Origin of the sequence: Sphingopyxis sp. EG6 (assembly GCF_003609815.1) — a bacterium.
Taxonomy (GTDB): Bacteria; Pseudomonadota; Alphaproteobacteria; order Sphingomonadales; family Sphingomonadaceae; genus Sphingopyxis.
In genome coordinates, this window is sequence record NZ_AP017603.1 from 2,810,600 (window position 1) to 2,835,006 (window position 24,407).

At 66.8% G+C, this 24,407-nt stretch carries 24 protein-coding genes; 7 read left to right on the forward strand and 17 right to left on the reverse strand.

Annotated elements, in window-relative coordinates; translation table 11 throughout:
- Positions 1-56: 56 nt before the first annotated feature.
- The 10 genes from SPYCW_RS13600 to rimP form a co-directional block, all read right to left on the reverse strand.
- On the reverse strand, positions 57-509 hold the full coding sequence (locus SPYCW_RS13600) for a DUF2793 domain-containing protein (protein ID WP_120217227.1): 453 nt from the start codon (positions 507-509) through the stop codon (positions 57-59).
- A gap of 11 nt (positions 510-520) precedes the next feature.
- Positions 521-2,698, reverse strand: coding sequence for a phage tail protein (locus SPYCW_RS13605; protein ID WP_120217228.1), 2,178 nt, complete (start codon positions 2,696-2,698; stop codon positions 521-523).
- Between the two features lie 3 nt (positions 2,699-2,701).
- Entirely contained in the window at positions 2,702-3,103 is a 402-nt protein-coding gene (locus SPYCW_RS13610) for a peptidoglycan endopeptidase (RefSeq protein ID WP_120218308.1), read from the reverse strand.
- A 16-nt stretch (positions 3,104-3,119) separates the two neighbouring features.
- Complete coding sequence (locus SPYCW_RS13615; RefSeq protein ID WP_120217229.1) at positions 3,120-3,362, reverse strand: phage BR0599 family protein; 243 nt, start codon at positions 3,360-3,362, stop codon at positions 3,120-3,122.
- Between the two features lie 167 nt (positions 3,363-3,529).
- The gene (gene rbfA, locus SPYCW_RS13620; RefSeq protein WP_120217230.1) at positions 3,530-3,940 is read right to left on the reverse strand and encodes a 30S ribosome-binding factor RbfA; all 411 of its coding nucleotides are present in this window, start codon (positions 3,938-3,940) and stop codon (positions 3,530-3,532) included.
- Positions 3,937-4,494, reverse strand: a complete 558-nt coding sequence (locus SPYCW_RS13625) for a DUF1697 domain-containing protein (RefSeq protein WP_120217231.1) — start codon at positions 4,492-4,494, stop codon at positions 3,937-3,939. Before SPYCW_RS13625 ends, rbfA begins: the two co-directional genes overlap by 4 nt.
- A 36-nt stretch (positions 4,495-4,530) precedes the next feature.
- Entirely contained in the window at positions 4,531-7,053 is a 2,523-nt protein-coding gene (gene infB, locus SPYCW_RS13630; protein ID WP_120217232.1) for a translation initiation factor IF-2, read from the reverse strand.
- Between the two features lie 17 nt (positions 7,054-7,070).
- The gene (locus SPYCW_RS13635) at positions 7,071-7,841 is read right to left on the reverse strand and encodes a DUF448 domain-containing protein (protein ID WP_232014717.1); all 771 of its coding nucleotides are present in this window, start codon (positions 7,839-7,841) and stop codon (positions 7,071-7,073) included.
- Positions 7,822-9,432: a transcription termination factor NusA gene (nusA, locus tag SPYCW_RS13640; protein WP_120217233.1), complete on the reverse strand. Its 1,611-nt coding sequence runs from the start codon at positions 9,430-9,432 to the stop codon at positions 7,822-7,824. The genes SPYCW_RS13635 and nusA overlap by 20 nt, the downstream gene beginning before the upstream one ends.
- Positions 9,432-9,977: a ribosome maturation protein RimP gene (gene rimP, locus SPYCW_RS13645; RefSeq protein ID WP_120217234.1), complete on the reverse strand. Its 546-nt coding sequence runs from the start codon at positions 9,975-9,977 to the stop codon at positions 9,432-9,434. Before rimP ends, nusA begins: the two co-directional genes overlap by 1 nt.
- 392 nt (positions 9,978-10,369) lie before the next feature.
- On the opposite strand from rimP, the gene SPYCW_RS13650 reads away from it, so the two are divergent.
- Complete coding sequence (locus tag SPYCW_RS13650) at positions 10,370-10,576, forward strand: cold-shock protein (protein ID WP_120217235.1); 207 nt, start codon at positions 10,370-10,372, stop codon at positions 10,574-10,576.
- A gap of 98 nt (positions 10,577-10,674) precedes the next feature.
- Positions 10,675-10,872: a hypothetical protein gene (locus SPYCW_RS13655; protein ID WP_145985991.1), complete on the forward strand. Its 198-nt coding sequence runs from the start codon at positions 10,675-10,677 to the stop codon at positions 10,870-10,872.
- On the opposite strand, the gene SPYCW_RS13660 is transcribed toward SPYCW_RS13655, so the two are convergent.
- Positions 10,869-11,375 carry a hypothetical protein gene (locus tag SPYCW_RS13660; RefSeq protein WP_120217237.1) on the reverse strand — a complete coding sequence of 169 codons (507 nt, stop codon included), beginning with the start codon at positions 11,373-11,375 and terminating at the stop codon, positions 10,869-10,871. The two genes, SPYCW_RS13655 and SPYCW_RS13660, sit on opposite strands and share 4 nt — an antisense overlap.
- A 185-nt stretch (positions 11,376-11,560) precedes the next feature.
- Here SPYCW_RS13660 and SPYCW_RS13665 point away from each other — a divergent pair, with 185 nt between their 5' ends.
- Both SPYCW_RS13665 and SPYCW_RS13670 read left to right on the forward strand, forming a co-directional pair.
- Complete coding sequence (locus SPYCW_RS13665; RefSeq protein WP_232014718.1) at positions 11,561-12,709, forward strand: cell wall hydrolase; 1,149 nt, start codon at positions 11,561-11,563, stop codon at positions 12,707-12,709.
- Between the two features lie 42 nt (positions 12,710-12,751).
- The gene (locus tag SPYCW_RS13670; RefSeq protein WP_120217238.1) at positions 12,752-13,138 is read left to right on the forward strand and encodes a VOC family protein; all 387 of its coding nucleotides are present in this window, start codon (positions 12,752-12,754) and stop codon (positions 13,136-13,138) included.
- Between the two features lie 210 nt (positions 13,139-13,348).
- Here SPYCW_RS13670 and SPYCW_RS13675 read toward each other — a convergent pair whose 3' ends face one another.
- The 5 genes from SPYCW_RS13675 to SPYCW_RS13695 all read right to left on the reverse strand — a co-directional run bounded on the left by SPYCW_RS13675 (position 13,349) and on the right by SPYCW_RS13695 (position 19,474).
- Positions 13,349-15,061, reverse strand: a complete 1,713-nt coding sequence (locus SPYCW_RS13675; protein WP_172595504.1) for an ATP-binding protein — start codon at positions 15,059-15,061, stop codon at positions 13,349-13,351.
- A gap of 71 nt (positions 15,062-15,132) precedes the next feature.
- Positions 15,133-15,906: a TIGR02186 family protein gene (locus SPYCW_RS13680; protein ID WP_120217239.1), complete on the reverse strand. Its 774-nt coding sequence runs from the start codon at positions 15,904-15,906 to the stop codon at positions 15,133-15,135.
- Entirely contained in the window at positions 15,903-16,811 is a 909-nt protein-coding gene (locus SPYCW_RS13685) for a sulfite exporter TauE/SafE family protein (protein WP_120217240.1), read from the reverse strand. The genes SPYCW_RS13680 and SPYCW_RS13685 overlap by 4 nt, the downstream gene beginning before the upstream one ends.
- Before the next feature lie 105 nt (positions 16,812-16,916).
- Entirely contained in the window at positions 16,917-18,053 is a 1,137-nt protein-coding gene (locus SPYCW_RS13690) for a hypothetical protein (RefSeq protein ID WP_120217241.1), read from the reverse strand.
- Positions 18,050-19,474, reverse strand: a complete 1,425-nt coding sequence (locus tag SPYCW_RS13695) for a glycosyl transferase family protein (RefSeq protein WP_120217242.1) — start codon at positions 19,472-19,474, stop codon at positions 18,050-18,052. Before SPYCW_RS13695 ends, SPYCW_RS13690 begins: the two co-directional genes overlap by 4 nt.
- A gap of 133 nt (positions 19,475-19,607) precedes the next feature.
- On the opposite strand from SPYCW_RS13695, the gene nhaA reads away from it, so the two are divergent.
- The 3 genes from nhaA to SPYCW_RS13710 all read left to right on the forward strand — a co-directional run bounded on the left by nhaA (position 19,608) and on the right by SPYCW_RS13710 (position 23,218).
- Positions 19,608-20,894, forward strand: a complete 1,287-nt coding sequence (gene nhaA / locus SPYCW_RS13700; protein ID WP_120217243.1) for a Na+/H+ antiporter NhaA — start codon at positions 19,608-19,610, stop codon at positions 20,892-20,894.
- On the forward strand, positions 20,891-22,246 hold the full coding sequence (locus SPYCW_RS13705) for a hypothetical protein (protein ID WP_232014719.1): 1,356 nt from the start codon (positions 20,891-20,893) through the stop codon (positions 22,244-22,246). Before nhaA ends, SPYCW_RS13705 begins: the two co-directional genes overlap by 4 nt.
- 207 nt (positions 22,247-22,453) lie before the next feature.
- Positions 22,454-23,218 carry a tryptophan 2,3-dioxygenase family protein gene (locus tag SPYCW_RS13710; RefSeq protein ID WP_120217244.1) on the forward strand — a complete coding sequence of 255 codons (765 nt, stop codon included), beginning with the start codon at positions 22,454-22,456 and terminating at the stop codon, positions 23,216-23,218.
- Positions 23,219-23,319: 101 nt separating this feature from the next.
- Here SPYCW_RS13710 and SPYCW_RS13715 read toward each other — a convergent pair whose 3' ends face one another.
- Positions 23,320-24,327, reverse strand: a complete 1,008-nt coding sequence (locus tag SPYCW_RS13715; RefSeq protein ID WP_120217245.1) for a zinc-dependent alcohol dehydrogenase family protein — start codon at positions 24,325-24,327, stop codon at positions 23,320-23,322.
- Positions 24,328-24,407: the final 80 nt, after the last annotated feature.

The window sequence follows — 24,407 nt, forward strand, 5'->3', positions numbered from 1 at the left end:
ACAAATCGTCAATCTGTTGCCAAAAAGTCGCACTTTCAAAGCCAGCGAGAGGAAATTCAGCCTGAAATCAGAAGACCCTGCGCCGCAAGGTGCAGGATCAGCGCACTCAGGGTGCTACGCGCTTCGCCATCGATTGTCGAGCCGCCAGACGGGGCGGCGATGGTCGGGGGTACCACCCATGCGTCCCCGTCGAATCGAAGCCGCGCGCCGTCGGTCAGCCGCGCCACCGCCATCCCGGCGCGCGCCGGGGCAAATCGCCAGCCGCCGCCGCTCCAGATCGCGACCGCATCGACCTGCCCTTCCCAGCCGTCGGCCGGCGCCGCGCCGACCAGCCAGCATTGCCCCGGCTCGGGATCGGCGGGCGGATCGTTCAGCGGTCCGGCCTCGACCGCGGCGTGGACCAGCGCGTCGATCAGCGTCAGCGCCTCGTTATGCGTGATCTCTTTCTGCGCTTGCGCCACGCCCAGCAACGGCAGGGCAAAGCGCGGCGTCATCGGCAATTCGCTCATGATTTCTTCCTCTATGTCACGGGCAACAACATGGGCGGCGACGGCGCGAAGTCGCCAACCTGGCGGATCGCGACGCTCGTTCCCGGCGGCAAAACGGCGATGATGTCCGCGCCGATATGCAGATCGGGCGTCGCGCGCTCCCATGGCCCGATCCCCGCGACCGGGGGCGACAAGCTGATGCGCCACGCCTCCCGCCCCTCCCCGACCGGCAGATCGACATGGTCGCGCCAGCGGGTGTCGACGCGGCTGCGCCGCCGCCAACCAAGCAACATGCCCCCCGCGCCGTCGGGCGTTATCCGCCCGTGAATGGGCGCCAGCGGTACCAGCGCGGCACCCGCGGCGGCGATCGCCACCTCGGTCATCGCCGTCCCCCCGCGCGATGCCCACTGCAACCGCGCAGCACCGCTTTCGGCGACATGCGCCAACGCCTCGGGCAGCAGCATCGGTGCGCTGTCGTCAAGCAGCACGAACGGCGTCGCGGCCGCATGAACCGCCGCGCAGCGGGTTCCCGCCCGCCCGCGGAGCAGCCGCGACAACCGCCAGACACCCGCCCCCACGGGTTCCGCCGTCCCGAATTGCAGCATTTCCGCGCCCAGCATCGCCCGGTTGGCGCCGCCCAGCAGTGCGGCGTCGTCGACCGATTCCAATGTCATCGACGGATTGACCAGCGTCACCAGCGCCGCATGGACGCGATCGATCAGATATTCGCTGCCCGGCGCCAGCGGCTCGGCCAGATGTCCCAGCGCCGCAGCCGGCCGCACCGTGCCGATCGCGACCGGTTCGGCATCGGCCGCAGCGACGAACCAGCAATCGGCGCCGCGCCAGCCATCGTTGCTCCCCGCCGCAGCGATCAGGATCTGCGCCGCCGCGGCGCCCGGACTCCCCAAATTGGGCAGGTCGAACAGCATCACGGTTCCGGTCGCATCGGGCCAGTCGGGTGGACGCACCGGCGTCCCCGGAGCGGCGGGAAGCTCGGCAACCGGCACGGGCTGGTATCGCTTGAGCTGGAGGCCGATCTCGCTTGCCCGCACATTGCGCCCCGCCAGCCGCCACACGCTGCCATCAGCGAGCTCGACGGTCCGTCCAACGGGCAGCGCCAGCGCCGTCAGATCGCCCTGCCAGACCAACGTCTCGCGCCCGTCAGCCGCCGCCGCGGCCAGTCGCTGCGCCAGCGCGCGCGCCGACGATGCCGGGAGCACCGCGGGCAGGTCGATCCGCTCCTCGCGTACCCCACCGCCCGCCACCGCGCTGCCCTGCTGACCCAGCTGATAGTCGCGCTCGGGCTCATAATGGCGCAGCCGGATCGACCCCGGCAACGCCGCCAGCGGCGCGCGTTGCCGCTCGATCGCATCGCGTTCCACCTCGCCGCGCCGCGCCTCGCGAAAGCCGGCCAAAGCCAGCGGCGCCCCGGCCCGCGTCGCCGGGACCAGCCGCCAACCGCCCGCACCGCTCGCGAGCCGCACGCCGTCGACCTCGAACAGCGGCGCCAGCGCATCGCGCGCCCGGTCGCCCGACGCCGCATAGCCGACAAACGGCCATTCGCCCGCACAGCGCCCCGCCTCGCCGAGCAACGCATTGCCGATCATCCCGGCATCGACGCTCCCCGCATCGGCCTCGACCTCGAAGGTCAGCGACGGGATGCGGTTGCCGAACGCGCCGAGCTCCAGCTCCTCAAACACCGCATAGGCCAGCCCGCGAAAAGCGCTCGCCGAACCCGGCCCGATCGCCGACGCGATCAGCGGATCGACCGCCTGGTCCTCGCCGCCATCATGCCAGCGAAAGATACAGCGCTCCTGGAACGTCCCGCTCGACCCGCGCAGCAGGTTGCCGTCGGCCCAGATGCGCCGGATCGCCCGGATCGGCCGCGACGACAGCGCGATCGCCAGCGACACCGCATAGCTATATTCGGTCACCGACGGCCGCCCCTTGCCGCCGCCGCTTTTGGTGCGCCGCTCGATCAGGTCGGTGGCCCAGATTACGCTGCCCGCGACACGCATCGTCCCGAACAATTGCGGGATCTGCTGGCCATAGGTCGACGCCTGCACCTTCAGGTCAGCCAGCCGCGGCCCCTCGCGCCCCTTCGGCTTGAAGATCGCCGCATCGACCTGTTGCCCCAGGCTCGCGCCGATCGCCGCGCCCACGGGGCCGCCGATAAAACCGCCGACCACCGTCAGCACCAAAGTTGCCATCGCTTACGCCTCCTGTGTCAGCCGCCAGCGCGGCGCTGCGATCAGCATGGCGTCGAGCGGCGTCTCGACGACCCGCCGCAGCCCGGCATGCGCATGGACGCAGCGATCGGCGCCCATCAGGACCAGGTGAAATTGCCCGGCCGCCAGCGCCACCAGCGCCACATCGCCGCTCTGCCGCGGCTCATCGACGGCGGCGAAACCGGCGCGTCCCAGCGCCCCGACAATCCGCTCCCGCGACCAGCCGCGCAGCGGATAATCGCGCGGTCGCACCAGCCGCCGTCCCGCCGCCGCATAAGCCGCCCACACCAGCCCGACACAGTCGAGCCCTGTCGCCGGGTCATAGCCCTGCGGCCGGAACCGCGCCCCGACCAGCCGTCGTGCGCGGGCAAAGGCGCGTGCGCCCACATCCTGTCGCGACCGATCAGCCACCGGGATAACGGGTGAGCAGGTCATTGCCCGGCAGATGCGCCTCGCCGCGAAAATTGATCGCATTGGCAAACCGCTCGCGGCACGTCGCCAGCTGCTTGCTCGTTACCCCCGCGGCGCGCGCCGACGCCGCAACATTCGACGACTCCGCCAGCGCTTCCAGAAACTGCGTCATCTGCGCCGCCCCCGGACGCACGCTTCGCGCATCGCGGGTCGCCGCCTTGCCGATCTGCGCCATCGATCATCCTTTCCCAAACGCTAGTCGGGCCGGAACAGCCTCCCGCCAAACGGAAGGCCACCGGCCCGACTCGCAATTCTTCATGATGTGACACTTGTGCCATATCAGCGTGACGATGTCAAGTGAAATAACCTATATGGTTATCTCGTCACGCGATATGCGCGGCGCTATTCGCCCTCGTCGCCCGCCCGATCGCCCCCCAGGTCGCGCGCCACCTTCGGATCGCGCAGCAATTTTTCGATGTGGCTCGCCTCGTCGAAACTTTCGTCGGCCAGGAATTTCAGCTTCGCGGCATATTTCATCGCCATCCGTTCGGCGACGTTCTTTTGCAGCCAGGCGGTGTTGGTGCGCAGCGCCTTCAGCACCGCCTCCTCGTCCTTGCCCAGCAAGGATTTTACGAACACGGTCGCGTGGCGCAAGTCGGGCGACATGCGCACTTCGGTGATGCTCACCGGCTGGCGCGCCAGCACATCGTCATGGACATCGCCGCGCGCGATGATTTCGGACAAGATGTGGCGCACCTGCTCGCCGACGCGCAGCACGCGAACCGATGGCCCCTTGGTTTCTGCCGCCTTCATGCCGCACCCTTCTCCAATTCGTCCAGTTTCGCGACGATCCGCGCGATCGACCGCATGTTGCGCGCGGTGCCCTTATGCTCCAGTCGCCGTTCGATCATCCGCGCGGTCAATTTGCTGTCGCCGGCACCATCGCCATAATCGATATACAGCGCCCGGTCGCCCGGCGCGATCCGCTCGTTCGGGCGGATCCATTTGTCGGCGGCCAGCGCGGCGAATTGCGCCGGTGTCGGCTGACCATCCAGGAACATCGTGTGGACGAACTTGTCCTCATTGGTTCCCGCGAACGGATTGTCGGTGATCGCCGCGGCCAGCTCGTCGCGGCTGCGCACCAGCGCCGCGCAACGCATGTCGAACCGGTCGGCGACCATCAGCGTCAGCTTTTCCTCCAGCCCGCGCGTCGGCCGCGCGGGGTATTGGAAAATGACATTGCCGCTTGCCACCACCGTCTCGACGTCCGAAAACCCCTCGGCCTCGAACGCCGAACGCAGGTCGGCCATCGTCAGCCGGTTGCCCCCGACATTGATGCTGCCGAACAGGGCGACGTAACGCGGCATAGCTGCGCCTCCTGATCCGCGCGCGGCGGACGCCCGTTACAGCGTCCGGTCGCGCATTTCGACTTCGAAGACTTCCAGATTGTCGCCCGCCTTGATGTCGTTGGTGTCCGACAGCACGACACCGCATTCGAGGCCCGCGCGCACTTCGGCGACGTCGTCCTTGAACCGGCGCAGCGACGCGATGGTGGTCGCCGACACGATGATGTCGTCGCGGGTAAGCCGCGCGTGCAGCCCCTTGCGGATGACGCCTTCCAGCACGAGCAGACCCGCCGCCTTGTCGCGCTTGCCGGCCGGGAACACATCCTTGACCTCGGCACGGCCGACGACGGTCTCGATCCGTTCCGGACCCAGCTCGCCCGCCATTTCCTTGCGGATTTCGTCGGTCAGGTGATAGATCACGTCATGGTACATGAAGCGCACATTTTCGCGCTTCGCGATGTCGCGCGCCTTGGCGTTCGGACGGACGTTGAACCCGATGATCGGCGCCTTGGTCGCCGCCGCCAGCGTCACATCGCTTTCGGTGATCGCGCCGGCCCCCGACTGGAGCACACGAACGCGGATCTCGTCGGTCGACAGGCGGTTCAGCGCATTGACGATCGCTTCGACCGACCCCTGCACATCGCCCTTGATGATGACGGGGTATTGGATGACGTTGGTCTTGTCGGCCAGCGCCTCGAACATGCCCTCCAGGCTGACCGGCGCCTGCACGGTGCGCTTGCGCGTTGCCTGTTCCTGGCGATAGGCCGCGACTTCGCGGGCGCGCGCTTCATTCTCCACGACGGTCAGCGTATCGCCCGCCATCGGCACGCCGCCCAGACCCAGCACTTCGACCGGCATCGACGGGGTCGCCAGCTTGATCTGCTTGCCCTGATCGTCGATCAGCGCGCGGACGCGGCCGCTTTCGGCGCCGCAGACAAAGATGTCGCCGACCTTCAAAGTACCACGACGGACCAGGATCGTCGCCACCGGGCCGCGACCCTTGTCCAGCTTCGCCTCGACCACCGTGCCTTCGGCGGCGCGGTCGGGGTTGGCTTTCAGCTCCATGATCTCGGCCTGCAACGCGATCGCGTCGAGCAATTTGTCGAGCCCGGTTTTCTTCAGCGCCGACACTTCGACATTCTGGACGTCGCCGCCCATTTCCTCGACCACCAGCTCATGTTCGAGCAGGCGTTCGCGCACGCGCTGCGGATTGGCGCCTTCCTTGTCGACCTTGTTGATCGCGACGATGATCGGCACACCTGCCGCCTTGGCATGGCTGATTGCCTCGATCGACTGCGGCTTCAAACCATCGTCGGCGGCGACCACCAGGATGACGATGTCGGTGACGTTCGCCCCGCGCTGGCGCATCTCGGTAAAGGCTTCGTGGCCCGGGGTGTCGAGGAAGGTCACCAGTGACCCGTCGGGGGTCTTCACCTGATAGGCGCCGATGTGCTGGGTGATGCCGCCGGCCTCGCCCGCCTGCACATTCGCACCGCGCAGCGCGTCCAGCAGGCTGGTCTTGCCGTGGTCGACATGGCCCATGATCGTCACCACCGGGGCGCGCGGCTTCAGATGTTCGGCATCGTCGACATCTTCGTCATGCCGGATGTCGATATCGCCTTCGCTGACGCGAATGATCTGATGCCCGAATTCGACCACCAGCAATTCGGCGGTGTCCTGATCGATCAGGTCGCCGCTCGCCGACGGCACGCCCATCTTGAACAGCGCCTTGATCAGGTCGTTGGTCTTTTCGGCCATGCGGTTCGCCAGTTCGGTGACCGTGATGCTTTCGGGCACGGTGACTTCGCGGACCTGCTTCTCGCGCGGACCCGACGATGCGGTGTGCGAACGCCTTTCCTTTTCGCGGGCGCGCTTCAACGCCGCCAGGCTGCGCGCACGCGCGCCTTCGTCTTCGTTCAGCGCGCGCGTGACGGTCAGCTTGCCCGACTGGCGGCGCGCGTCGGCACCGCGGCTGGCCTTGGGCTCGGGACGCTTGGGCTCGGGGCGCTTGGGCGCCTCGACCGGGGTAAAGCGGCGCGGGGCCGGGGCGGCGCTGGTCGTCGCGCGCGGCGCGGCGGCTTCCGCCTGCGGTGCCTCGGCTGCGGGGGCTTCGACGACCGGCTCGGCGGCAGGCGTCGGCGCGGGTTCGTCCGCCTTGGCGGCCGCACGCTCGGCGCGCTGCTTCTCTTCCTCGGCGGCGCGGGCCCGCGCGGCCTCTTCGCGGCGGCGATTTTCCTCCAGCGACGACATGCGCGCTTCTTCGGCCTCGCGCAGCAATTGCGCCTGGCGCTCCTGCCGCGACATCAGGCTGTCATTCTCGCTCGCGCGCGGCGCGGCGGGCTTCGGTGCCGGGGCAGGCGCCGGGGTCGGCGCGGGCGCCGGGGCGGCCGCAACCTCTTCGACCACCGGCTCGGGCGCGGCCTCGCCGGGACGACCGAGCACGCGGCGGCGCTTCACCTCGACCACCACCGTGTTGCGGCGACCGTGGCTGAATTGCTGCTGTACCTGCCCCGCCTCGACGGTCCGCTTCAGCCCGAGCGGCTTGCGGGTCAGCGTCGGTTTGTCCTGTTCGTCACTCATCGAAACTCATCATTCCTTCAAAACGCGTCCGAAGCGGCGGAGCCTGTCGGCGCCGTCCCGTTTTTTTGCTCGCCAGAAACTGGCGCGACATGCGGGTCGGAATCGCGGTTGGCCGCGTCCCTACTCCATCCGGTGAAAAACTGCCAGCGGCTCAAATGCGCCAGCACCCGGTCCGCGGCGCGGGCGTCGGTTAGCGCCAGATGCACCGCATTCTCGCGCCCCAATGCCATAGATAGGGTGCCGCGGTCCACCGGCAAGACCAGGCCTTCGCGCCCCGACCCTTCGGCATCCTCGCCGACGCGCCAGGCCTGCGCCAGTTTCTTGCGCCCGTCCTCACCAGCATCGCTGGCATGCAGAAGCAGGCGAACCTGCCCCTTGCGCGCCGCGGTCTCGATCTTTTCATTGCCGCTGAGCAGCGTCCCAGCACGCGCCTCCAGCCCCAGCCGGTCGAGCGTCGCGCGCGCCAGCTGCGTCTCGATCCGCGCCCCCAGATCGTCGGGGATGGTGAAATTGCCGTCGTGCAGCGCCCGCGCCAGCCCGCCTTTCAGCTTGCCCTTCGCCTGTGCGGCCTCCAGCGTCGCCCGGTCGACGCCGATCCACGCGCCGCGCCCCGGCGCCTTGCCATGGACATCGGGCGCGATGCTGCCGTCGGGGCCAAGCGCCAGGCGCACGAGCTGCTCCGCCGACGAAACCTCGCCGGTTACGACGCAGCGCCGCTCGGGCACATGGCTACCGCGCCCCTTTGCGCGGTCGGTTTCGGTCAGCTGATCATTGCGCGGGGTCCGCATCGGCGGCCTCCCCGGTTGCCGGTTCGTCGTCGAACCAGTGCGCACGCGCCGCCATGATGATCTCGTTGCCCTGCTCTTCCGACAGGCCATATTCGCCCAGCACGCCGCCCTTGTCCTCGGCGCGCTCGCTGCGCGGCGGGCCGCGGCGGTTGTCGGTGCGCTTCTTCGCGATCAGCTCGTCGGTGGCGAGGTCGGCCAGATCGTCGAGCGTCTTGATCCCCGCCTTGCCCAGCACGACCAGCATCGCTTCGGTCAGGTGCGGAATCTCGGCCAGATCGTCCTCGACGCCCAGCGCGCGGCGTTCGGCGCGCGATGCTTCCTCGCGGCGTTCCAGCCCTTCGAGCGCACGGCTCTGCAGTTCCTGCGCCAGTTCATCGTCGAACCCTTCGATCCCGGCGAGTTCCTCGATGCCGACATAGGCGACTTCTTCGAGTTCGGTGAAGCCCTCGGCGACCAGCAGCTGCGCCAGCGTTTCGTCGACGTCCAGCTCTTCCTGGAACATCGTCGAACGCTCGACGAATTCGCGCTGGCGCTTCTCGCTCGCGTCGGCCTCGGTCATGATGTCGATCTGGCTGCCGGTCAGCTGGCTGGCGAGGCGGACATTCTGGCCGCGGCGGCCGATGGCCAGGCTCAGCTGGTCGTCGGGAACGACGACTTCGATGCGGCTGTCATCTTCGTCGATGACGACGCGCTGGACCGTTGCGGGCTGCAGTGCGTTGACGACGAAGGTCGCCGTGTCTTCCGACCAGGGGATGATGTCGATCTTTTCGCCCTGCATTTCTTGCACGACCGCCTGAACGCGGCTGCCCTTCATACCGACGCAAGCGCCGACGGGGTCGATCGAACCGTCATAGCTGATGACGCCGATCTTGGCGCGCGAACCCGGGTCGCGCGCGGCGGCCTTGATCTCAATGATCCCGTCGTAAATTTCGGGGACTTCCTGCGCGAACAGCTTCTTCATGAAATCGGGGTGCGCGCGCGACAGGAAAATCTGCGGCCCGCGCATTTCGCTGCGCACCGACAGGATCAGCGCGCGGACGCGGTCGCCGACGCGCATCAATTCGCGCGGGATCTGCTGGTCGCGGCGGATCACGCCTTCGGCGCGGCCGAGGTTGACGACGATGTGGCCGAATTCGACCGACTTCACGACCCCGGTGATCAGCTCGCCGGCGCGATCCTTGAATTCTTCATACTGGCGCGCCCGGTCGGCTTCGCGGACCTTCTGGAAAATCACCTGCTTCGCCGACTGCGCGTCGATGCGGCCAAGGTCGACCGCCGGCAGCGGGTCGACGATGAAGTCACCGATCTTGGCGTCCTTCTGCAACTTCTGCGCCGCAGCCAGATCGACCTGCTTGAAATAATCCTCGACCGCCTCGACGACCTCGACGACGCGCCACAGGCGCAGGTCGCCGGTCTGCGGATCGAGCTTGGCGCGAATGTCATTCTCGGCACCGTAGCGCGCGCGCGCGGCGCGCTGGATCGCTTCCTCGATCGCCTCGATGACGATGCCCTTGTCGATCATCTTCTCGCTGGCGACGCTGTTGGCAATCGCGAGCAGCTCGGCCTTGTTGGCGGAAATGGCAGTGGCCATCAGTCCTGTCCTTCTTCTTCCAGTTCGTCGGCGCCTTCGGCTGAAAGCGGGACGGTTGCGGCAATCAATTTGTCGGTCAGCACCAGCTTCGCCGTGTCGATCGCATCGAACGGCAGCTTGTGCTCGACACCCTCTTTATCCAAAATCGTGACGGTATCGCCGTCGATGCCGACCAGCTCGCCGTTGAAGCGCTGGCGTCCGTCGCGCTTTTCCTTAAGCGTGACCTTCGCCTCATGCCCCGCCCAGTCGGCGAAGTCGGCGCGGCGGGTCAGCGGCCGGTCGATGCCGGGCGACGAGACTTCCAGACGATAGGCCTGATCGATCGGGTCCTTGCCCGCCTCTTCCAGAGCATCGAGCCTTTCCGAAATGCGTCGCGACAGGTCGGCGCAATCGTCGATCGTCAGCTGGCGCGTCTCGGGGCGTTCGGCCATCACCTGCAACGTCGGATCGCTTTCACCCCCGAAAAAGGCAACGCGCACGAGCGCGAGGCCCATCGCTTCGGCTTCGGGGGCAATGATCGCATTCAGGACGTCTAGGTCGGCCAAGTCTGTCTTCCCGTTTCGGATGACCGGAAAGCATGTGGGTACAGCCGCCGCGGCCCGCGGCCCCGACGTCCCAACTGGCTAACCATGTCAAGAAGTGCGCTGCATATAGGCCTGGTGGCGTGAGTCGGCAAGGGGGAATGGATCGTTCCTTCGGCCAAAATATTCGCAAGCGATGGGGCCGAATTTTGTGACGCCCTATAATGGCATGCGAAACATCCGAACAAATATTGTCAAATTCCTTGACTTTTCGGCAAAATAATTACAAAGTTCTCGCGCTAACGTCGCCTGCGACGGAAATTTGATGCCTCAGGCTGATACTTCCCTTCACGCGCTACCAGCTCCTCCGGTGCTTTTACCGGTTGATTCCCTGTTTTCGTGAAAGGAAACACCCCATGCCCATCGGCACCGTAAAATTCTTCAACACCGACAAAGGCTATGGCTTCATCGCCAATGAAGACGGCTCGGGCGACAGCTTCGTCCACATCACCGCCGTCGAGCGCGCCGGCATGTCGACGCTGAACAAGGAACAGCGCGTTTCTTACGAGCTGGAAACCGACCAGCGCGGCAAGACCTCGGCTGTCAATCTTCAGCCTGCCTGAATGACCTCCGGTCCGGCGTCCTTGGGGCGCCGGGCCGGACCATTCGCTGACTATTCTGCATCCAGCTCGCCTGACCACCTAGGAATTACCCAATGGACATGAACGAGCTTTTTTACCATCACCAGATGGCGCTCATCGCCCGCGACGCGCCGCTCGGTCGCGGCGCCAGCGCCCGTCACGCGAGCTTCGATCTGCCCGGCCATTATGCCCAGCGCATCGATGCGTATCGCGCCAAACGCGGCATGCGCCATTATTTCACGGCCGCCACTTACCCCGTGACGCCCAGGATCGGCTAGTCGACCCGCTCGACCTCGATGTGCGGCCATCGTGCCGCCAACCGCGCCGCCCAGCGGTCATAGGGCCATGGGATCACCTCCTCGTCGAACCAGAACAGCCGCTCACCGGCCCGGTCGTACAGGTGCACCGCATCATCGCTGTCCTCCTGCCGCACGATCCGCAATCGGCTGATCTGCGACGGATGGATGCGCCCCTCGTCGCCGCTGCTGCTGCCAATCCGGCCTTTCCACCAGACAAGGTCGCCCGTTTCCGGGTCGATGCGGCTGCCGCGGTTCGGATTGGCAAGCATGTTCAGTCCGGCGCCCAGCGCGATCAGCGCCCCGAACCCCTGCGCCAGCGGCACCAGCCAGGGCGCGCACTCACGGCCATCCTCGCTGCAATTGTCGGCGGGATCGACGACCGACCCCGCCCATAGAAACACCGATCCAAAAGCCAGCAGCAACCAAATGCGCCAGTCGGTGCGGGCGCTGCGTCGATAGCATGGGATGCCGACGTCGGTCATGCCGCGGCTTTACCCAATTGGCGTCAACAGGTCGCTAATGCCCGCGCTTTGGGCGTTCCTGGTCAAACCCTGCGCCTGCGCCCGTACCGCCGCGGGACATTCCGCACGCACTGCAACATTTTATTGGCGTTTGCGCGTATAAGGCAAATCGACACCCGCTTGCGCGAATCGGCGCGGGCGCGGCGATGGAATTTGATGCGCGCATGAAGCCCGAACTCAACCTTACCGCCCGTTCGACGTGGCGCGACCCGCTCCCCGAAAAACCGGCGGGGCCGGGGCGCGGCTTCTGGGCGGCGATTATCGCGGTCGTGACGGTCGCTTGCCTCGCCTTTCTGTTGTCGAGCGGACAGCTCCGTCCGCCCGCGGTGTTCGGGCCGTACAGCGTTTCGGTGCCGCTCGATTTTCGCGCCTATGATCCCGCGCGCTGGGCGATCATGAATGCCGAGGATTATGAGGCGGCGCTCAAGATCGACCCGACGCTGCCCGATCCCGCCAGCATCGGCTATGGCGACGCCGCCGCGCTGCCGCCGACCGATCCCGCACTGCTGCGCGATGAAGCTTTTGCCGGGCCGCCCGCCAAGCCCTATGTCTTTCGCGGGCTGACCGCGCTCGACCGCGAACGCGCGCATTATTGCCTGACCGCCGCCATTTATTACGAGGCCGCGTCGGAAACCGACGACGGGATGCGCGGCGTCGCCCAGACGGTCATCAACCGCGTTCGCCACCCGAGCTTCCCCAACACCGTCTGCGGTGTCGTCTTCCAGGGCTCGCAGCGCGCCGGAGTGTGCCAGTTCACCTTCAGCTGCGACGGCGCGATGGCGCGCACGCCCAGCAGACCCAACTGGCTGCGCGCCAGCCGCATCGCCTCGGCGGCGCTCGGCGGGTATGTGTTCCCGAAAGTCGGCCTCGCCACCCATTATCACACGCAGGCGATCTGGCCGCGCTGGGGCAAGAGCCTGGTGATGACCAACATCGTCGGCGCGCATATCTTTCACCGCTGGCGTGGCCGCTGGGGCATGCCCGACGCGTTCCGCGCGCCCTATCCGGGCCGCGAACCCGCCCCCGGCCCCTATCTGCCGCTCGCGCAGCAACTCGCGATCCTGAAGGGTCAGGGCATCGCCCCCGGCGCCGGTCCGGCGCCGATGCTGGCCGGCCCCGCCGCACCGCTGCCCGATGTCGCCGCCGCCCCGCTGCCCGGAACGCTGGCACCCGCCGCACCGACCGCGCCGCCGCCGGTCGCCACCTCCGCAACGCCGACCTACGCCGATCCGCGGCTCAACCAGTCGGGGCAGATCCGCGAAGAATTTCGTGGCAGCGGGGAGTGGAAACGCTGATCAAATCGGCCTAGCCTCCCGGCAGACAGCAAGGAGGCGGATATGGGACATGTCAAAGGCATTGGCGGGCTGTTTTTCCGGGCGCGCGACCCCGACGCACTGAACGCGTGGTACAAGGAACGGCTGGGGATCGGCGGCGGCTGCAGCGCCGACGACAGCGTGCCGGTCAACGAATGGGTATGGAACGTCACCGCCGGACCGCTGGTGTTCAGCGCGTTCAAGGGCGACACCGATTATTTCGCCGCCGACAAACAGCATATGCTGAACCTGCGCGTCGACGATCTCGACGCGGTGCTCGTGCCGTTTCGCGACGCGGGCGAAGAGATTATCACCAAGCCCGAATGGGACGACCCCGCCGTCGGCCGCTTCGCGCGCGTCCATGATCCCGAGGGCAATCCGATCGAACTGTGGGAACCGCCGAAGGGCTAGGTCTGTCCCGGTCAGGCTGGATCATATCACCGTAGCCCTGAGCCTGTCGAAGGGCGCTTCTCGCCGAGAGGCGCCCTTCGACAGGCTCAGGGCTACGGTTCCGGTTGAACCGGACAGCCTCTAACTTCGTCATTGCGAGCGCAGCGAAGCAATCCAGGGTAGCGTAAACCGCCCCGGATTGCTTCGCTGCGCTCGCAATGACGCGGTTTGTTACCGCCCCTGGCTGCGCCAGCGCTTGACCACGCGTTCCAGGATTTCGGCCTCGCCGCCGGTTTCGCGCCACAGCTTCGAAAACAGCGGATCGCTCGACGCCGGGCGCTTTTCCTCTTCCAGCGTATCGAGATAGACGCGGATCGGGATCGACACGCCCTCGCCGCACACGATGCACTCGCGGTTGCGCAGCGCCGGGATCGAATCGATGAAGCCGCGCGCGCCTTCGGGCATCGCGGCTTTCACGAAATGCTGGTCGCGTTCGTTGTTGAGGCGCATCGAGATGATCGTGCCGCACTGCGACAGCACGCCTTCGGCCAGATCGGACGGGCGCTGGGTGATCAGCCCAAGCGAAACGCCATATTTACGGCCTTCCTTGGCAATCCGCTCCAGGATCTTGCGCACCGCCTGCCCGCTCCCGACATCCTTCGACGGGATGTAGCGATGCGCTTCTTCGCAGACGAGCAGGATCGGGCGCTGCGGCTCGCCGCGCGACCAGATCGCATAGTCGAAGGTCAGCCGCGATAGCACCGCGACGACCACCCCGGTGATGTCCGACGGCACCCCCGACACGTCGATGATCGAGATCGGGCGGCCGTCCGACGGCAGGCGGAATATCTTGCCGAGGAAATTCGCCATCGTGTCGGCGACGAGCATTCCCGAGAACATGAAGTTATAGCGCGGGTCGGCGCGCATTTCCTCGATCTTGCCCTTGATCCGCATGAACGGCGCCGAGGAGGTCGCCTTGTCGAGCTTGCCCATCTCGTTCGTGAGGATGTTGAGCAGGTCGGACAGCAGATAGGGGATCGGCGAATCGACCGTGATCTTGGTCATCCCCTCGGCCAGCCGGTTCTTGGTCCGCGCCTGAAGCAGACAGCGCGACAGCACGTCGCAGTCGGCCTGGCGGTCGCGTCCCTCGGCGGTGACGAAGACTTCGCAATGTTCTTCGAAATTCATCAGCCAATAGGGCATCGCCAGATTGTCGACGTCGAACAGCGCGCCGGTGCCCTTGAACGCCGCCGAATATTCGCCGTGCGGATCGATCATCACGATATGGCCCTGCGGCGCGAGTTCGCAGATCTTGTGCAGGATCAGCGCCGCGCTGGTCGATTTGCCGGTACCGGTCGATCCCAGCAGCGCAAAATGCTTGCCCAGCATCGCATCGACATAGAGCGAGCCGCGAATATCCTTGGTCGGATAGACCGTGCCGATTTCGACATGCGCGCGTTCGTCGGCGGCGTAAATCTGCTTGAGGTCGGCGCTGGTCGCCGCGAACACTTGGCTGCCCGGGATCGGATAGCGGGTGACGCCGCGGCGGAAATTCGAAATCCGGCCGGTGATCTTTTCTTCTTCGCCTTCGCCCAGGAAATCGATCGTCGCGACGATCAGTCCTTCGCCGCGCTCGTGCAATTGCTGGTCGCGGATGCTGGCGATCAACCAGATGTTGCCGACGCGAACTTTCACCTGCGCGCCGACCTGGCCCGCCATCGCGACAGCAGCGTCGTTCGAGGTCGACAATTTGCCGATCGTCACCGCGTCGAGCAGGATGCGCGAGGCCGAACCCGAAATATCGATCACCTCGCCGATCATCAGGTCGTCGCGATGATGGTTGATCACCGGTGCCACCGACGCCGCGGCGCCACCGCCAGCCAGCCGAACATGCTGCGCCGCCGTCGAATCTCCGGCGGGAAATCCGCCACCCTGCATATCCATCAAAATGCCCCGCCTGAAATGGTCCCGACAATCGGTATCGCAGGTCAGGGTAAATATTGGCTAAAGGCAGCTCAGCGGCGGCGAAATATCGCCGACGCGGCATAGCCGAGCAGCAGCGACAGGATTACCGCGGTCAGACCGTAAAGAAAGCCATGCCGTTCCGCTGCCAGCGCAACGAAGCGTTCGAACCCGGCCTTGCGGATCTGGACGTCGCGGGATGCGACCGCCAGCACGCGCCCGCGGCTGATCAGAAAGGTTTCGGCGCGATAGGTTCCGACCGGCACCCGCGCCGGCACCGGGATGCGCGCGCGGTACAGCACTCCTTCGGTAATCTCGACCGCCGCCGGATTTTCATAGAACAGCCCGAGGCGGCGATAGAGGTCAGTCAGGCCCGCCTCGAACCGCTCGAGCTTGGTCGCTTCGGAAAATTCGGTCGGCGACATCGACAGATTGGCAAGCCCCAGTTCAAAAATCGCCGCGGTGCGCTCGTCGACCAGCTTGTCGATCGGCCGCGACGATCCGATCGCATAAAAGCCGGGCGAGGTGCGCAGGCGGATGCTGCTCGCATTGACCCAGATGCCCGCCACCCGACGCTTTTCGCGCAGCACGATCGGGCGCACCGGGCCCTTCAGCACCACGACGATGTCGGCGCGGTCGTCGGGCAGGCGCTGGCCGGGATAGAGGATCGCGCCGAACAACAGCAACTCCTCGCCGGTGAAGCTGTACTGGATGTCGATCGCGCGGCTCGACACGTCGGGAACGAGCCGCGGGTCGGCGGCCTCGGCGGCGCCGACCGGCAGCGACAGCGCCGCCAGCCACAGGATCAAGGCCGCGAAGCGCGTCATTGGACCGAGTAAATTTCGTCGGGGCGGATGAACAACCCGGCCGCCATTTGCAGCGCCACCAACAGCACGATCGCCGCAAGCGCCAGCCGCAGATATTCCGGGCGCGCCTTTTGCGCGAACCGCGCGCCGAATTGCGCCCCCACGACGCTGCCGAGCAGCAGCAACGCCGCCAGCACGATATCGACCGCGCCCGTGGTCAGCGCATGGACCATCGTCGTCGCGATCGTCACGAACAAAATCTGGAACAGCGAGGTACCGACGACAACCTGCGTCCCCATTCCAAGCAGATACAGCATCGCGGGGACCATGATGAACCCGCCGCCAACCCCGAGCAGCATCGTCAGCACCCCGCCGACCATGCCCAGCAGCAACGGCGCCAGCGGCGAGATGTACAGGCCCGAGCGATAGAAGCGCCAGCGCAGCGGCAGGTTGGCGACCATCGGATGGTGGCGCCGCTTGCGCGCCGGGGCGGGCAATCCCGCCTGCGCGGCGCGAAAGCTCCCCCACGCCTCGCGCCCCATGAACGTCCCGACGGTGCCGAGCAGCGCGACGTAGAGGATCGAGATCACCGTATCGATCTGGCCCCAGGCGGTCAGCAGTTCGAACAGGCCGGCGCCGATCAGCGACCCGAGCAGGCCGCCCGCGACCAGCACCGCGCCCATGCGCAGATCGACGCCGTCTCGCTCGAGATGCGCCATCACCCCCGACACGCTCGCCCCGGTCACCTGCGTCGCGGCCGACGCCGCGGCAACCGTCGGCGGAATGCCGTAAAAGATCAGCAGCGGTGTGGTCAGAAACCCGCCGCCGACCCCGAACATGCCCGACAGGAACCCCACCCCGCCGCCCAGCAGCACGATGACCAGCGCATTGACCGACAGATTGGCGACGGGAAGGTAAAGGTCCATGGGCCTCGAAACATGCGTCTGCGGCGAAAAACTGCGCCGAGTCCCACGACCCTAGACCATTTTTGCAGAACGGGGAATCGGCTGGGCGGCTATTTTTGCGGCGGTTCAGAAGTCGCTCGCGAGCGTCAGCGCGACGCCGCTTTCGGGTGCCGCATCGCCCGCAACGCGCTGGCGCCAATCGAGCGCGATCCGGCTGCCTTCGCCGACGTGCGGCAGGCGTAGCGTCAATCGCGGCCCAACATCGACGCGCCCCGCCCCCGGTTGGACCGCCCCCGCCGCCAACGCGCCAAGGCGCAGCGGCGACGCCTCATCGGGACCAAGCCGTCGGTCGATAACGATCGCCCCATCGGCAAACCCGTCGCGCCGCCGCGCCCCGACAACCCCCGCCTGTCCATAAGCTTCCAGCCGAAACCCGTGCGGCAGTGCGACATCGCCGACCCCGCCGCTGATCATCGCCGCGAGCGCGCTGCGCCCTTCGCGTCCCACACCAAGGCGATGTTCGATCGCGACGTCGACCGGCCAATGCGCCAGCGGCGCCAACGCCAGGCCAAAAGCGACCTCGCGCTGCGCGGGGCGGCGCACCGCAATCGTTGCGCGGCCATAGGCGCGCGTGCGACCCGTATCGCCAAATCCATATGCGACCCGCAATCCGGCCTGGCTGCCGCCGAGCTGGCTTCGCGCCGCGATACCGCCGGGAACCGCCCGCGCATCATCGCGCACATAAAGCCAGCCGCCGAGCGACCAACCCGCCATTTGCCGCCGCATCCAGAAGGGTTTGCCCTGCCCGGGCGGCGCCGCGGCGGGAGCCGCGACCGGGAACCAATCCCCCGCGCCGCGCCGCATCGCCGACCGCGCGGTACCGCCTGTGGAGGGCGGGAGCAGCCGCGTCAGCAGCGCGGCGCGAAGGGCATGGCGCTCGGCACCGCCCGTCGCCACTGCATCGGCGGTCGCGATCGCTGCATCGCTTGTCCCACCCCTCTCAACCACTTGAATAGGGGGCAACGATGCCATTCGCGATGGTCGCGGCACCATCGCCTTGGGGGCCAGTGCGGGCGGCGCCAGCGACCAGTCGGTCGCGGCAAAGGGGGCGGGCGCCGACCAAGGTGGCGCCATGGCGTCCGGCGGCGGCGGTTCCGGAGCCCAATGCGCCGCGACCCGCAACACCGTCCAGCCGCCGACGCACAGCAACAAAAAGCGCAGCGGCCGCGCATCGCGTCCGATGGCAAAGCCCCGCTCGCTCACCGCGCCGCCACCGGCGCAGGGGCGACCTCGACCGCCATGTCGCTTTCCCGATGTTCGGTCTTGTCCCAGACGACCTCGCCCGACCGCAGCATCCGCCCGTAAATCACCAGCGCGCGCCGCGCCGCGAGGATCGCCATGATGTTGCCGACAAAGGCGCGCGGGACCGCCCAAGCCGCCTCGCGCCAGCCATAGCACCGTCCCGCGAACAGGCTGCGCATGCAAAGCCGCCAGACGAGCAGCATCGCGTTCAGCGCCAGCAGCATCTGCATCGTACCGCCAACGATCGTCGCATCCCAACCCAGAATAGCGCGCCCCGCCCAGCCAAGCGCGGTCAGCAGCAACCCGACATAGGCGGCCAGCACGACCAGCGCGGCCAGCGGCGCCCGGCGATCGCGCCACAACATCCAGCGGGCCAGCCAGGTGCGGCCCGGCGGTTCCGCCACCGCGCCGCGCCGCGACCCGGGCCAGCCGAGATGATCCCATCCCGCCAATGCGATCCCCGCGATCCAGCGCGCCTTTTGCCGCACGGCGGCATCGGCGCGGTCCGGAAAGGCGCCACGCGACACGACGCGCTCACCGGTCGCCCCCGTCTCGTCGACGAAGCGCGCGCTGAGCCCATAGGCGCCGATCACCATGCCGATCTCATAATCTTCGGTCAGGCTGTTGCAGCGGAACGGATCGCCGCCACGCTCGATCGCCAGCAGCGCCAGCGTATGCCGCGTCAGCGCGCAACCGACCCCGGCCGAGGGCAATGGCATCCCCAGCCGCGACCGCACGACCATTTCCTTGCCATGCGCCTCGGCAAATTCGTCGCCATAATGGCCGCCGATCCACCGCGCGCCGCGCGCGATGATTGGCACGACCGGGATTTGCACCATCGCATGATCGACCAGATAGCGCCGATACAGCGCGATCTCGCCCGGATGGACATGATCCTCGGCATCGTGAAGGACGATCGCGGCAAAGCGCATTCCCTCGGCGCGCTCATCCTCGCCCAGCGCTGCCCACAACCGGTTAAGGTTGTCGCCCTTGGTCGTCGGCCCGTCGCGCTCATTGACGACCAGCCTTAACCGGCGATCGGCGGCAACCAGCGGCGAGATCGCAAACAACGTCGCGGCATCATTCGGATAACAGCCGATATAGATGCGGACGTCCTCGCCCTGCCATGCCGCCAGCGAGCGGCGCAGCATCGCCGCAATGATGCGATGCTCGTCCCACGCCGGAATGAAGACGGCGATGGTCCCGTCGAGCGGCGGCCTGGTGGCCGCGCTCCTGCTACGCTCGCCGCGCGTCGCCAGCCACAGTGCGTCGAAAAACAGGTCGTCGAGGCCGATCAGCAGGATGCCCACCGACGCGAACAGCATCAGTTCGTGGCTGGCCCCCAACACCAGCCATTCCAGCCATGCGGTCGATAGCGCCACCCACCTGCCTCGTGCCACCGTGGCGTCACGCCACCCACCCCGCAGTGCTAAATCCCGGGGTGAATTTGTAAAGATGCGCTCCACGAGCTAGGACACCGGCAATCCCCGGGGCAACCAAAGGAACGATCGACCGATGAACGGCAGAAAACCGCCGCCTTCCGCGCTACGCAACTTCCTTGCGAGCGAAAGCGCGGGCGGAATGCTGCTGATTTTCGCCGCCATTTTGGCGATGATTGTCGCCAATTCCGCCTTGGGCGATGCCTATCACCATGCGATCCACGCGGTGACGGGTCCGGTGCTCACCGACAAGCTCGGCCCGATGACCGTTCACCTGTGGATCAACGACGGCTTGATGGCGGTGTTTTTCCTGCTCGTCGGGCTCGAAATCAAGCGCGAGTTCGTCGATGGGCGGCTCGCCAGCTGGGACCGGCGGCGCCTGCCCTTCATCGCGGCCGCGGCGGGAATGGCCGTCCCGGCGCTGCTGTACCTGATCTTCGCCGGATCGACCCCCGGCCTTGCACAAGGCTGGGCAATCCCCGCCGCGACCGACATCGCCTTTGCAATGGGCATCCTCGCACTGCTCGGCAAGCGCGCGCCGACCTCGCTCAAACTGTTCCTGGTGACCGTCGCGATCGTCGACGACATGGGCGCGGTCGCCATCATCGCGCTTTTCTATACCGCCAAGATCAACCTGCTTGCGCTGGCCGCCGCCGCCGCCATTCTGGGCGCGATGTTCGCAATGAACCGGCGGGGCGTTAAGAGCCTGCCGCTCTACCTCTTGATGTTCCTCCTCCTCTGGTACGCGATGCTGCTGTCGGGCGTCCACGCCACGATCGCCGGGGTGCTCGCGGCGATGGCGATCCCGTTCGAGCGGACGCCGGGCACGCCCGATAGCCAGACGTCGCCGCTCCACCGGCTCGAACACGCCCTCCACCCCTGGGTCGCCTTTGCGATCGTGCCGCTATTCGGTTTTGCGAACGCCGGGGTCGACATCGGCGGGCTGACCGCCGAACAGATTTTTGCGCCGCTGCCGCTCGGCATCGCCGCGGGCCTGTTCTTCGGCAAGCAGGTCGGGATTTTCGGCAGCGTCTGGCTCGCGGTCAAATTCGGTATCGCAGGCAAGCTGCGCGGCGCAACATGGCTCCAGATTTATGGCGTTGCGATGCTGTGCGGGATCGGCTTCACGATGAGCCTGTTCATCGGTGGCCTCGCCTTCCCCGGCAACGCGCTGCTGATCGAGGAAGCCAAGATCGGCGTCCTGATGGGATCGCTCGCTGCGGCGCTGGTCGGCTTTGCCGTCCTCCGCCTTGCGCCGCTGCATCCCGATCATCACGCGGTCGAAACCGAAACCAATGCCGAGATCGCCGCCGACGGCGATGTCGACGACACCTCCGAAGACAGGGAGCCGGTACGCGCATGATGCCCAAGTCGATGTCATTGGCGCTGGTCGCCGCCACTCTGCTGGCGGGTTGCGCCACCAGCCAGACCGCGGGGTCACGCGGCACGACAGACGTCGCCGCGATCGACGTGCGCCGCGCCCCGGCCTCGGCGCAGGCGTTGAACGACATCGCCGCGACCTACCTCAAGCTGACGCTCGAGATCGGCACCCACGAAGCGGGCTATATCGACGCCTATTACGGGCCGCCCGAACTGAAGGCCGCGGCCGAGGCGGCGCCGCGCGACAAGCCGACCCTGCTCGCCGCGACGCGCGAGCTGACCGCTCGGCTCGCCACCATCGCGCGCCGCCTGTCCGACCCGGTCGACCGCCGCCGCGCCGCCTTCTTGCGCGCCCAGCTGCGCGCCGCCGAAACGCGGCTGATGATGATGCAGGGCACGCGCTTTGCCTTCGCCGACGAGGCCGAGCGGCTGTTCGGCGTCCGCCCGCAGTTGAAACCCCTCGCCGACTACGACCGCCATCTCGCCGCGGTCGAGGCGCTCGTCCCCGGCGACGGCGCGCTGGCGGAACGGGTCGAGGCCTATCTCGACCGCTTCACCATCCCCAAGGACCGGCTGCAAAAGGTGTTCGACGTCGCGATCGCGCGCTGCCGCGGCCGCAGCCTCGCGCATATCCCGATGCCCGACGGCGAAAGCTTCCGGCTGGAATTCGTCACCGGCAAAAGCTGGAGCGGCTATAATTACTACCAGGGCGCCTATCACAGCCTGATCCAGGTCAACACCGACCTGCCGATCCGGCTGTCGCGCGCGCTCGATCTCGGTTGCCACGAGGGCTATCCCGGCCATCACCTCCTCAACATGAAGCTCGAGGAGAAGCTGGTGAAAGAGCGCGGCTGGACCGAGTTCAGCGTCTATCCGCTCTACAGCCCGCAAAGCCTGATCGCCGAGGGCACCGCGAATTATGGCATCGACCTCGCCTTTCCTGAAGCCAGCAAGGCCGAAACCGAACGCGACGTGCTGATGCCGCTCGCCGAAATCGCGGTGCCGGCCGACGACCGCTATTGGCAGCTGCTGAAAGCGATCGAGGCGCTGGGCGGTGCGCGGCTGACCATCGCGCAGCAATATCTCGACGGCGTCATCGACCGGCCCACCGCCGTCGCCTTCACCCAGAAATATCTGCTCGTGTCGCAAAAGCGCGCCGAACAATCGGTCAGCTTTACCGACCAGTATCGCAGCTATGTGATCAACTACGGCCTCGGCGAAGCGATGGTCCGCGCGCATGTCGAACGCGGTCGGCCAAGCCGCGACGAAATGTGGCGCCGCATGGCAAAGCTGGTCAGCGAACCGACGCTGCCGTCGGACCTGCTCACCAAATGAAGCGCGCCGCGCCCCTGCTCTGGCTCGGCCAGTCGGGATCGCCGCGGCGTCCACCGGCGGGGGTGTGTCCGCGGGGTTGAAACCATCGATTACGGAACAGACCGTAGTCCCGAACTTGTCGAAGGGCGCTTCTCGGTGAGGCGCCCTTCGACAGGCTCAGGGCTACGGTTGGAAACGATGATACAACCCCAAATGAGGGACACCCCCATGCTCGACAAAACCGACATCCACACCCGCCTCGAAGCCCCGGTCATGAAGGACTATGGCGTTTACCTTTCGGTCGACCGCCTGCTCGCCTGCCAGAAACCGCTCGCCGACCTCGTCACCCCGGACGAGCTGCAATTCCAGATCGTCCACCAGGTCGAGGAATTGTGGATGAAGCTCGCCGCCTTCACCCTTGCCGAAATCGATCAGCATCTGCGCGAGGGCCGGATCATGCGCGCGATCACGCTGTTCGGACGCGTCCATATGCTGCTCCGGATGATGACCCACCAGCTGGCGCTGATCGAAACGATGAGCCCCTATGACTATCAGGCGATCCGGCTCCAGCTCGGCAATGGTTCGGGGCAGGAAAGCCCCGGCTTCCAGATGCTGCTCACCCTGCCCGCGGGGCTATGGGACACCTATCGCTCGCTCTATCTGGAGCCGCAGGGTCGCACCCTCACCGACATCTACGACACCGGCTACGCTCATGACGAGGCCTATATCGTCGCCGAGGCGCTGATCGAGTTCGACGAACTGTTCCAGAAATTCCGCGCCCACCATATCTACCTCGTCCACCGCTCGATCGGCATGGGATCGAAAGCGATCAGCGGCCGCGCGGTCGACCTGCTCGACGCCGGCGCGCGGCACCGCTTCTTCCCCGAACTCTGGGCGATCCGCGCCCAGATGACCGACCGCTGGGGCGCCGAATATGGCGTGAAACGCGACAGCATCCGCCACGGCGACGCGGGGCACGGCAGCGGGGTTTAAACGGTGCTGAACCGTAGCCCTGAGCCTGTCGAAGGGCGCTTTGCTGAGAAGCGCCCTTCGACAGGCTCAGGGCTACGGTGTTGTGTTCGACACCCTCAAATTCAGATATCCACCACAATCTTCCCGAAATGCGCATTGGCCGCCTGATGGCGGAACGCATCGGCCAAGCGGTCGAGCGGGAAATGGTCGCTGATCACCGGGCGGATGCCGTTTGCCTCGATCCCCGCGATCATGTCGAGCTGCTGCGCGCGGCTGCCCACCGTCAGCCCCTGCACGCGCAGATTCTTCGCCATCAGCAGCGCGGTCTGCACCGGTCCGGCAAAGCCCGCAAGGACGCCGATCAGCGCGACATGGCCGCCGACGCGCGTTGCGATCATCGACTGGTCGAGCGTGCCTGCGCCGCCGATTTCGACGACGGTATCGACCCCGCGCCCGCCGGTCAGTTCGAGCGCCTTCGCGCCCCACGCGGGCACCTCCTTGTAATTGATCAGTTCGTCGGCGCCGAGCGCCTTCAGCCGTGCGAGCTTGGCGTCGGATGAGCTGGTTGCGATCACCCGCGCGCCCGCGGCCTTGGCGAATTGCAGCGCGAACACCGACACCCCGCCGCTGCCCTGCACCAGCACCGTCGATCCCGGCTGGGTTGAGCCATCGACGAACAAGGCGCGCCATGCGGTCAGCCCGGCGCAGGTCAGCGTCGCCGCCTCGGCAGCATTATAGCCGGTCGGCACGCGCGTGAACCAATGCTGCGGCGTCACCACAAGCTCGCGCGCGTAGCCGTCGATCCCATCGCCGGGTACGCCGCGGAACGCCGTCGCAGGCGGCGCGCCGTCGATCCAGTCGGGAAAGAAGATCGACACCACGGCATCGCCGGGCTTGAACTGCGTTACCCCCTCGCCCACCGCCTCGACCGTCCCCGCACCGTCCGACATCGGGATGCGCCCGTCGGCAGCGGGGAGCATCCCCATCACCACGGCATAATCGTGGAAGTTGAGCGATGAGGCCGACAGCCGGACGCGAATCTCGCCAGGCCCCGGATCGCCGGGGTCGGGCAGATCGACCAGCGTCAGATTGTCGAGCGAAGCGGGCGCGCGAAGCTGGATGGCTTTCATCGGGTGTCTCCGTACAGGATGGGATGCATTCAATACCGTAGCCCTAGCCTGTCGGAGGGCGCTCCTCGGTGAAGCGCCCT

Coding starts and splice junctions, on each gene's coding strand:
- SPYCW_RS13600 (WP_120217227.1), bottom strand. CDS start 509: ATGAGCGAATTGCCGATGACGCCGCGCTTTGCCCTGCCGTTGCTGGGC.
- SPYCW_RS13605 (WP_120217228.1), bottom strand. CDS start 2,698: ATGGCAACTTTGGTGCTGACGGTGGTCGGCGGTTTTATCGGCGGCCCC.
- SPYCW_RS13615 (WP_120217229.1), bottom strand. CDS start 3,362: ATGGCGCAGATCGGCAAGGCGGCGACCCGCGATGCGCGAAGCGTGCGT.
- rbfA (WP_120217230.1), bottom strand. CDS start 3,940: ATGAAGGCGGCAGAAACCAAGGGGCCATCGGTTCGCGTGCTGCGCGTC.
- SPYCW_RS13625 (WP_120217231.1), bottom strand. CDS start 4,494: ATGCCGCGTTACGTCGCCCTGTTCGGCAGCATCAATGTCGGGGGCAAC.
- infB (WP_120217232.1), bottom strand. CDS start 7,053: ATGAGTGACGAACAGGACAAACCGACGCTGACCCGCAAGCCGCTCGGG.
- SPYCW_RS13635 (WP_232014717.1), bottom strand. CDS start 7,841: ATGCGGACCCCGCGCAATGATCAGCTGACCGAAACCGACCGCGCAAAG.
- nusA (WP_120217233.1), bottom strand. CDS start 9,432: ATGGCCACTGCCATTTCCGCCAACAAGGCCGAGCTGCTCGCGATTGCC.
- SPYCW_RS13650 (WP_120217235.1), top strand. CDS start 10,370: ATGCCCATCGGCACCGTAAAATTCTTCAACACCGACAAAGGCTATGGC.
- SPYCW_RS13655 (WP_145985991.1), top strand. CDS start 10,675: ATGAACGAGCTTTTTTACCATCACCAGATGGCGCTCATCGCCCGCGAC.
- SPYCW_RS13660 (WP_120217237.1), bottom strand. CDS start 11,375: ATGACCGACGTCGGCATCCCATGCTATCGACGCAGCGCCCGCACCGAC.
- SPYCW_RS13665 (WP_232014718.1), top strand. CDS start 11,561: ATGGAATTTGATGCGCGCATGAAGCCCGAACTCAACCTTACCGCCCGT.
- SPYCW_RS13670 (WP_120217238.1), top strand. CDS start 12,752: ATGGGACATGTCAAAGGCATTGGCGGGCTGTTTTTCCGGGCGCGCGAC.
- SPYCW_RS13675 (WP_172595504.1), bottom strand. CDS start 15,061: ATGGATATGCAGGGTGGCGGATTTCCCGCCGGAGATTCGACGGCGGCG.
- SPYCW_RS13680 (WP_120217239.1), bottom strand. CDS start 15,906: ATGACGCGCTTCGCGGCCTTGATCCTGTGGCTGGCGGCGCTGTCGCTG.
- SPYCW_RS13685 (WP_120217240.1), bottom strand. CDS start 16,811: ATGGACCTTTACCTTCCCGTCGCCAATCTGTCGGTCAATGCGCTGGTC.
- nhaA (WP_120217243.1), top strand. CDS start 19,608: ATGAACGGCAGAAAACCGCCGCCTTCCGCGCTACGCAACTTCCTTGCG.
- SPYCW_RS13705 (WP_232014719.1), top strand. CDS start 20,891: ATGATGCCCAAGTCGATGTCATTGGCGCTGGTCGCCGCCACTCTGCTG.
- SPYCW_RS13710 (WP_120217244.1), top strand. CDS start 22,454: ATGCTCGACAAAACCGACATCCACACCCGCCTCGAAGCCCCGGTCATG.
- SPYCW_RS13715 (WP_120217245.1), bottom strand. CDS start 24,327: ATGAAAGCCATCCAGCTTCGCGCGCCCGCTTCGCTCGACAATCTGACG.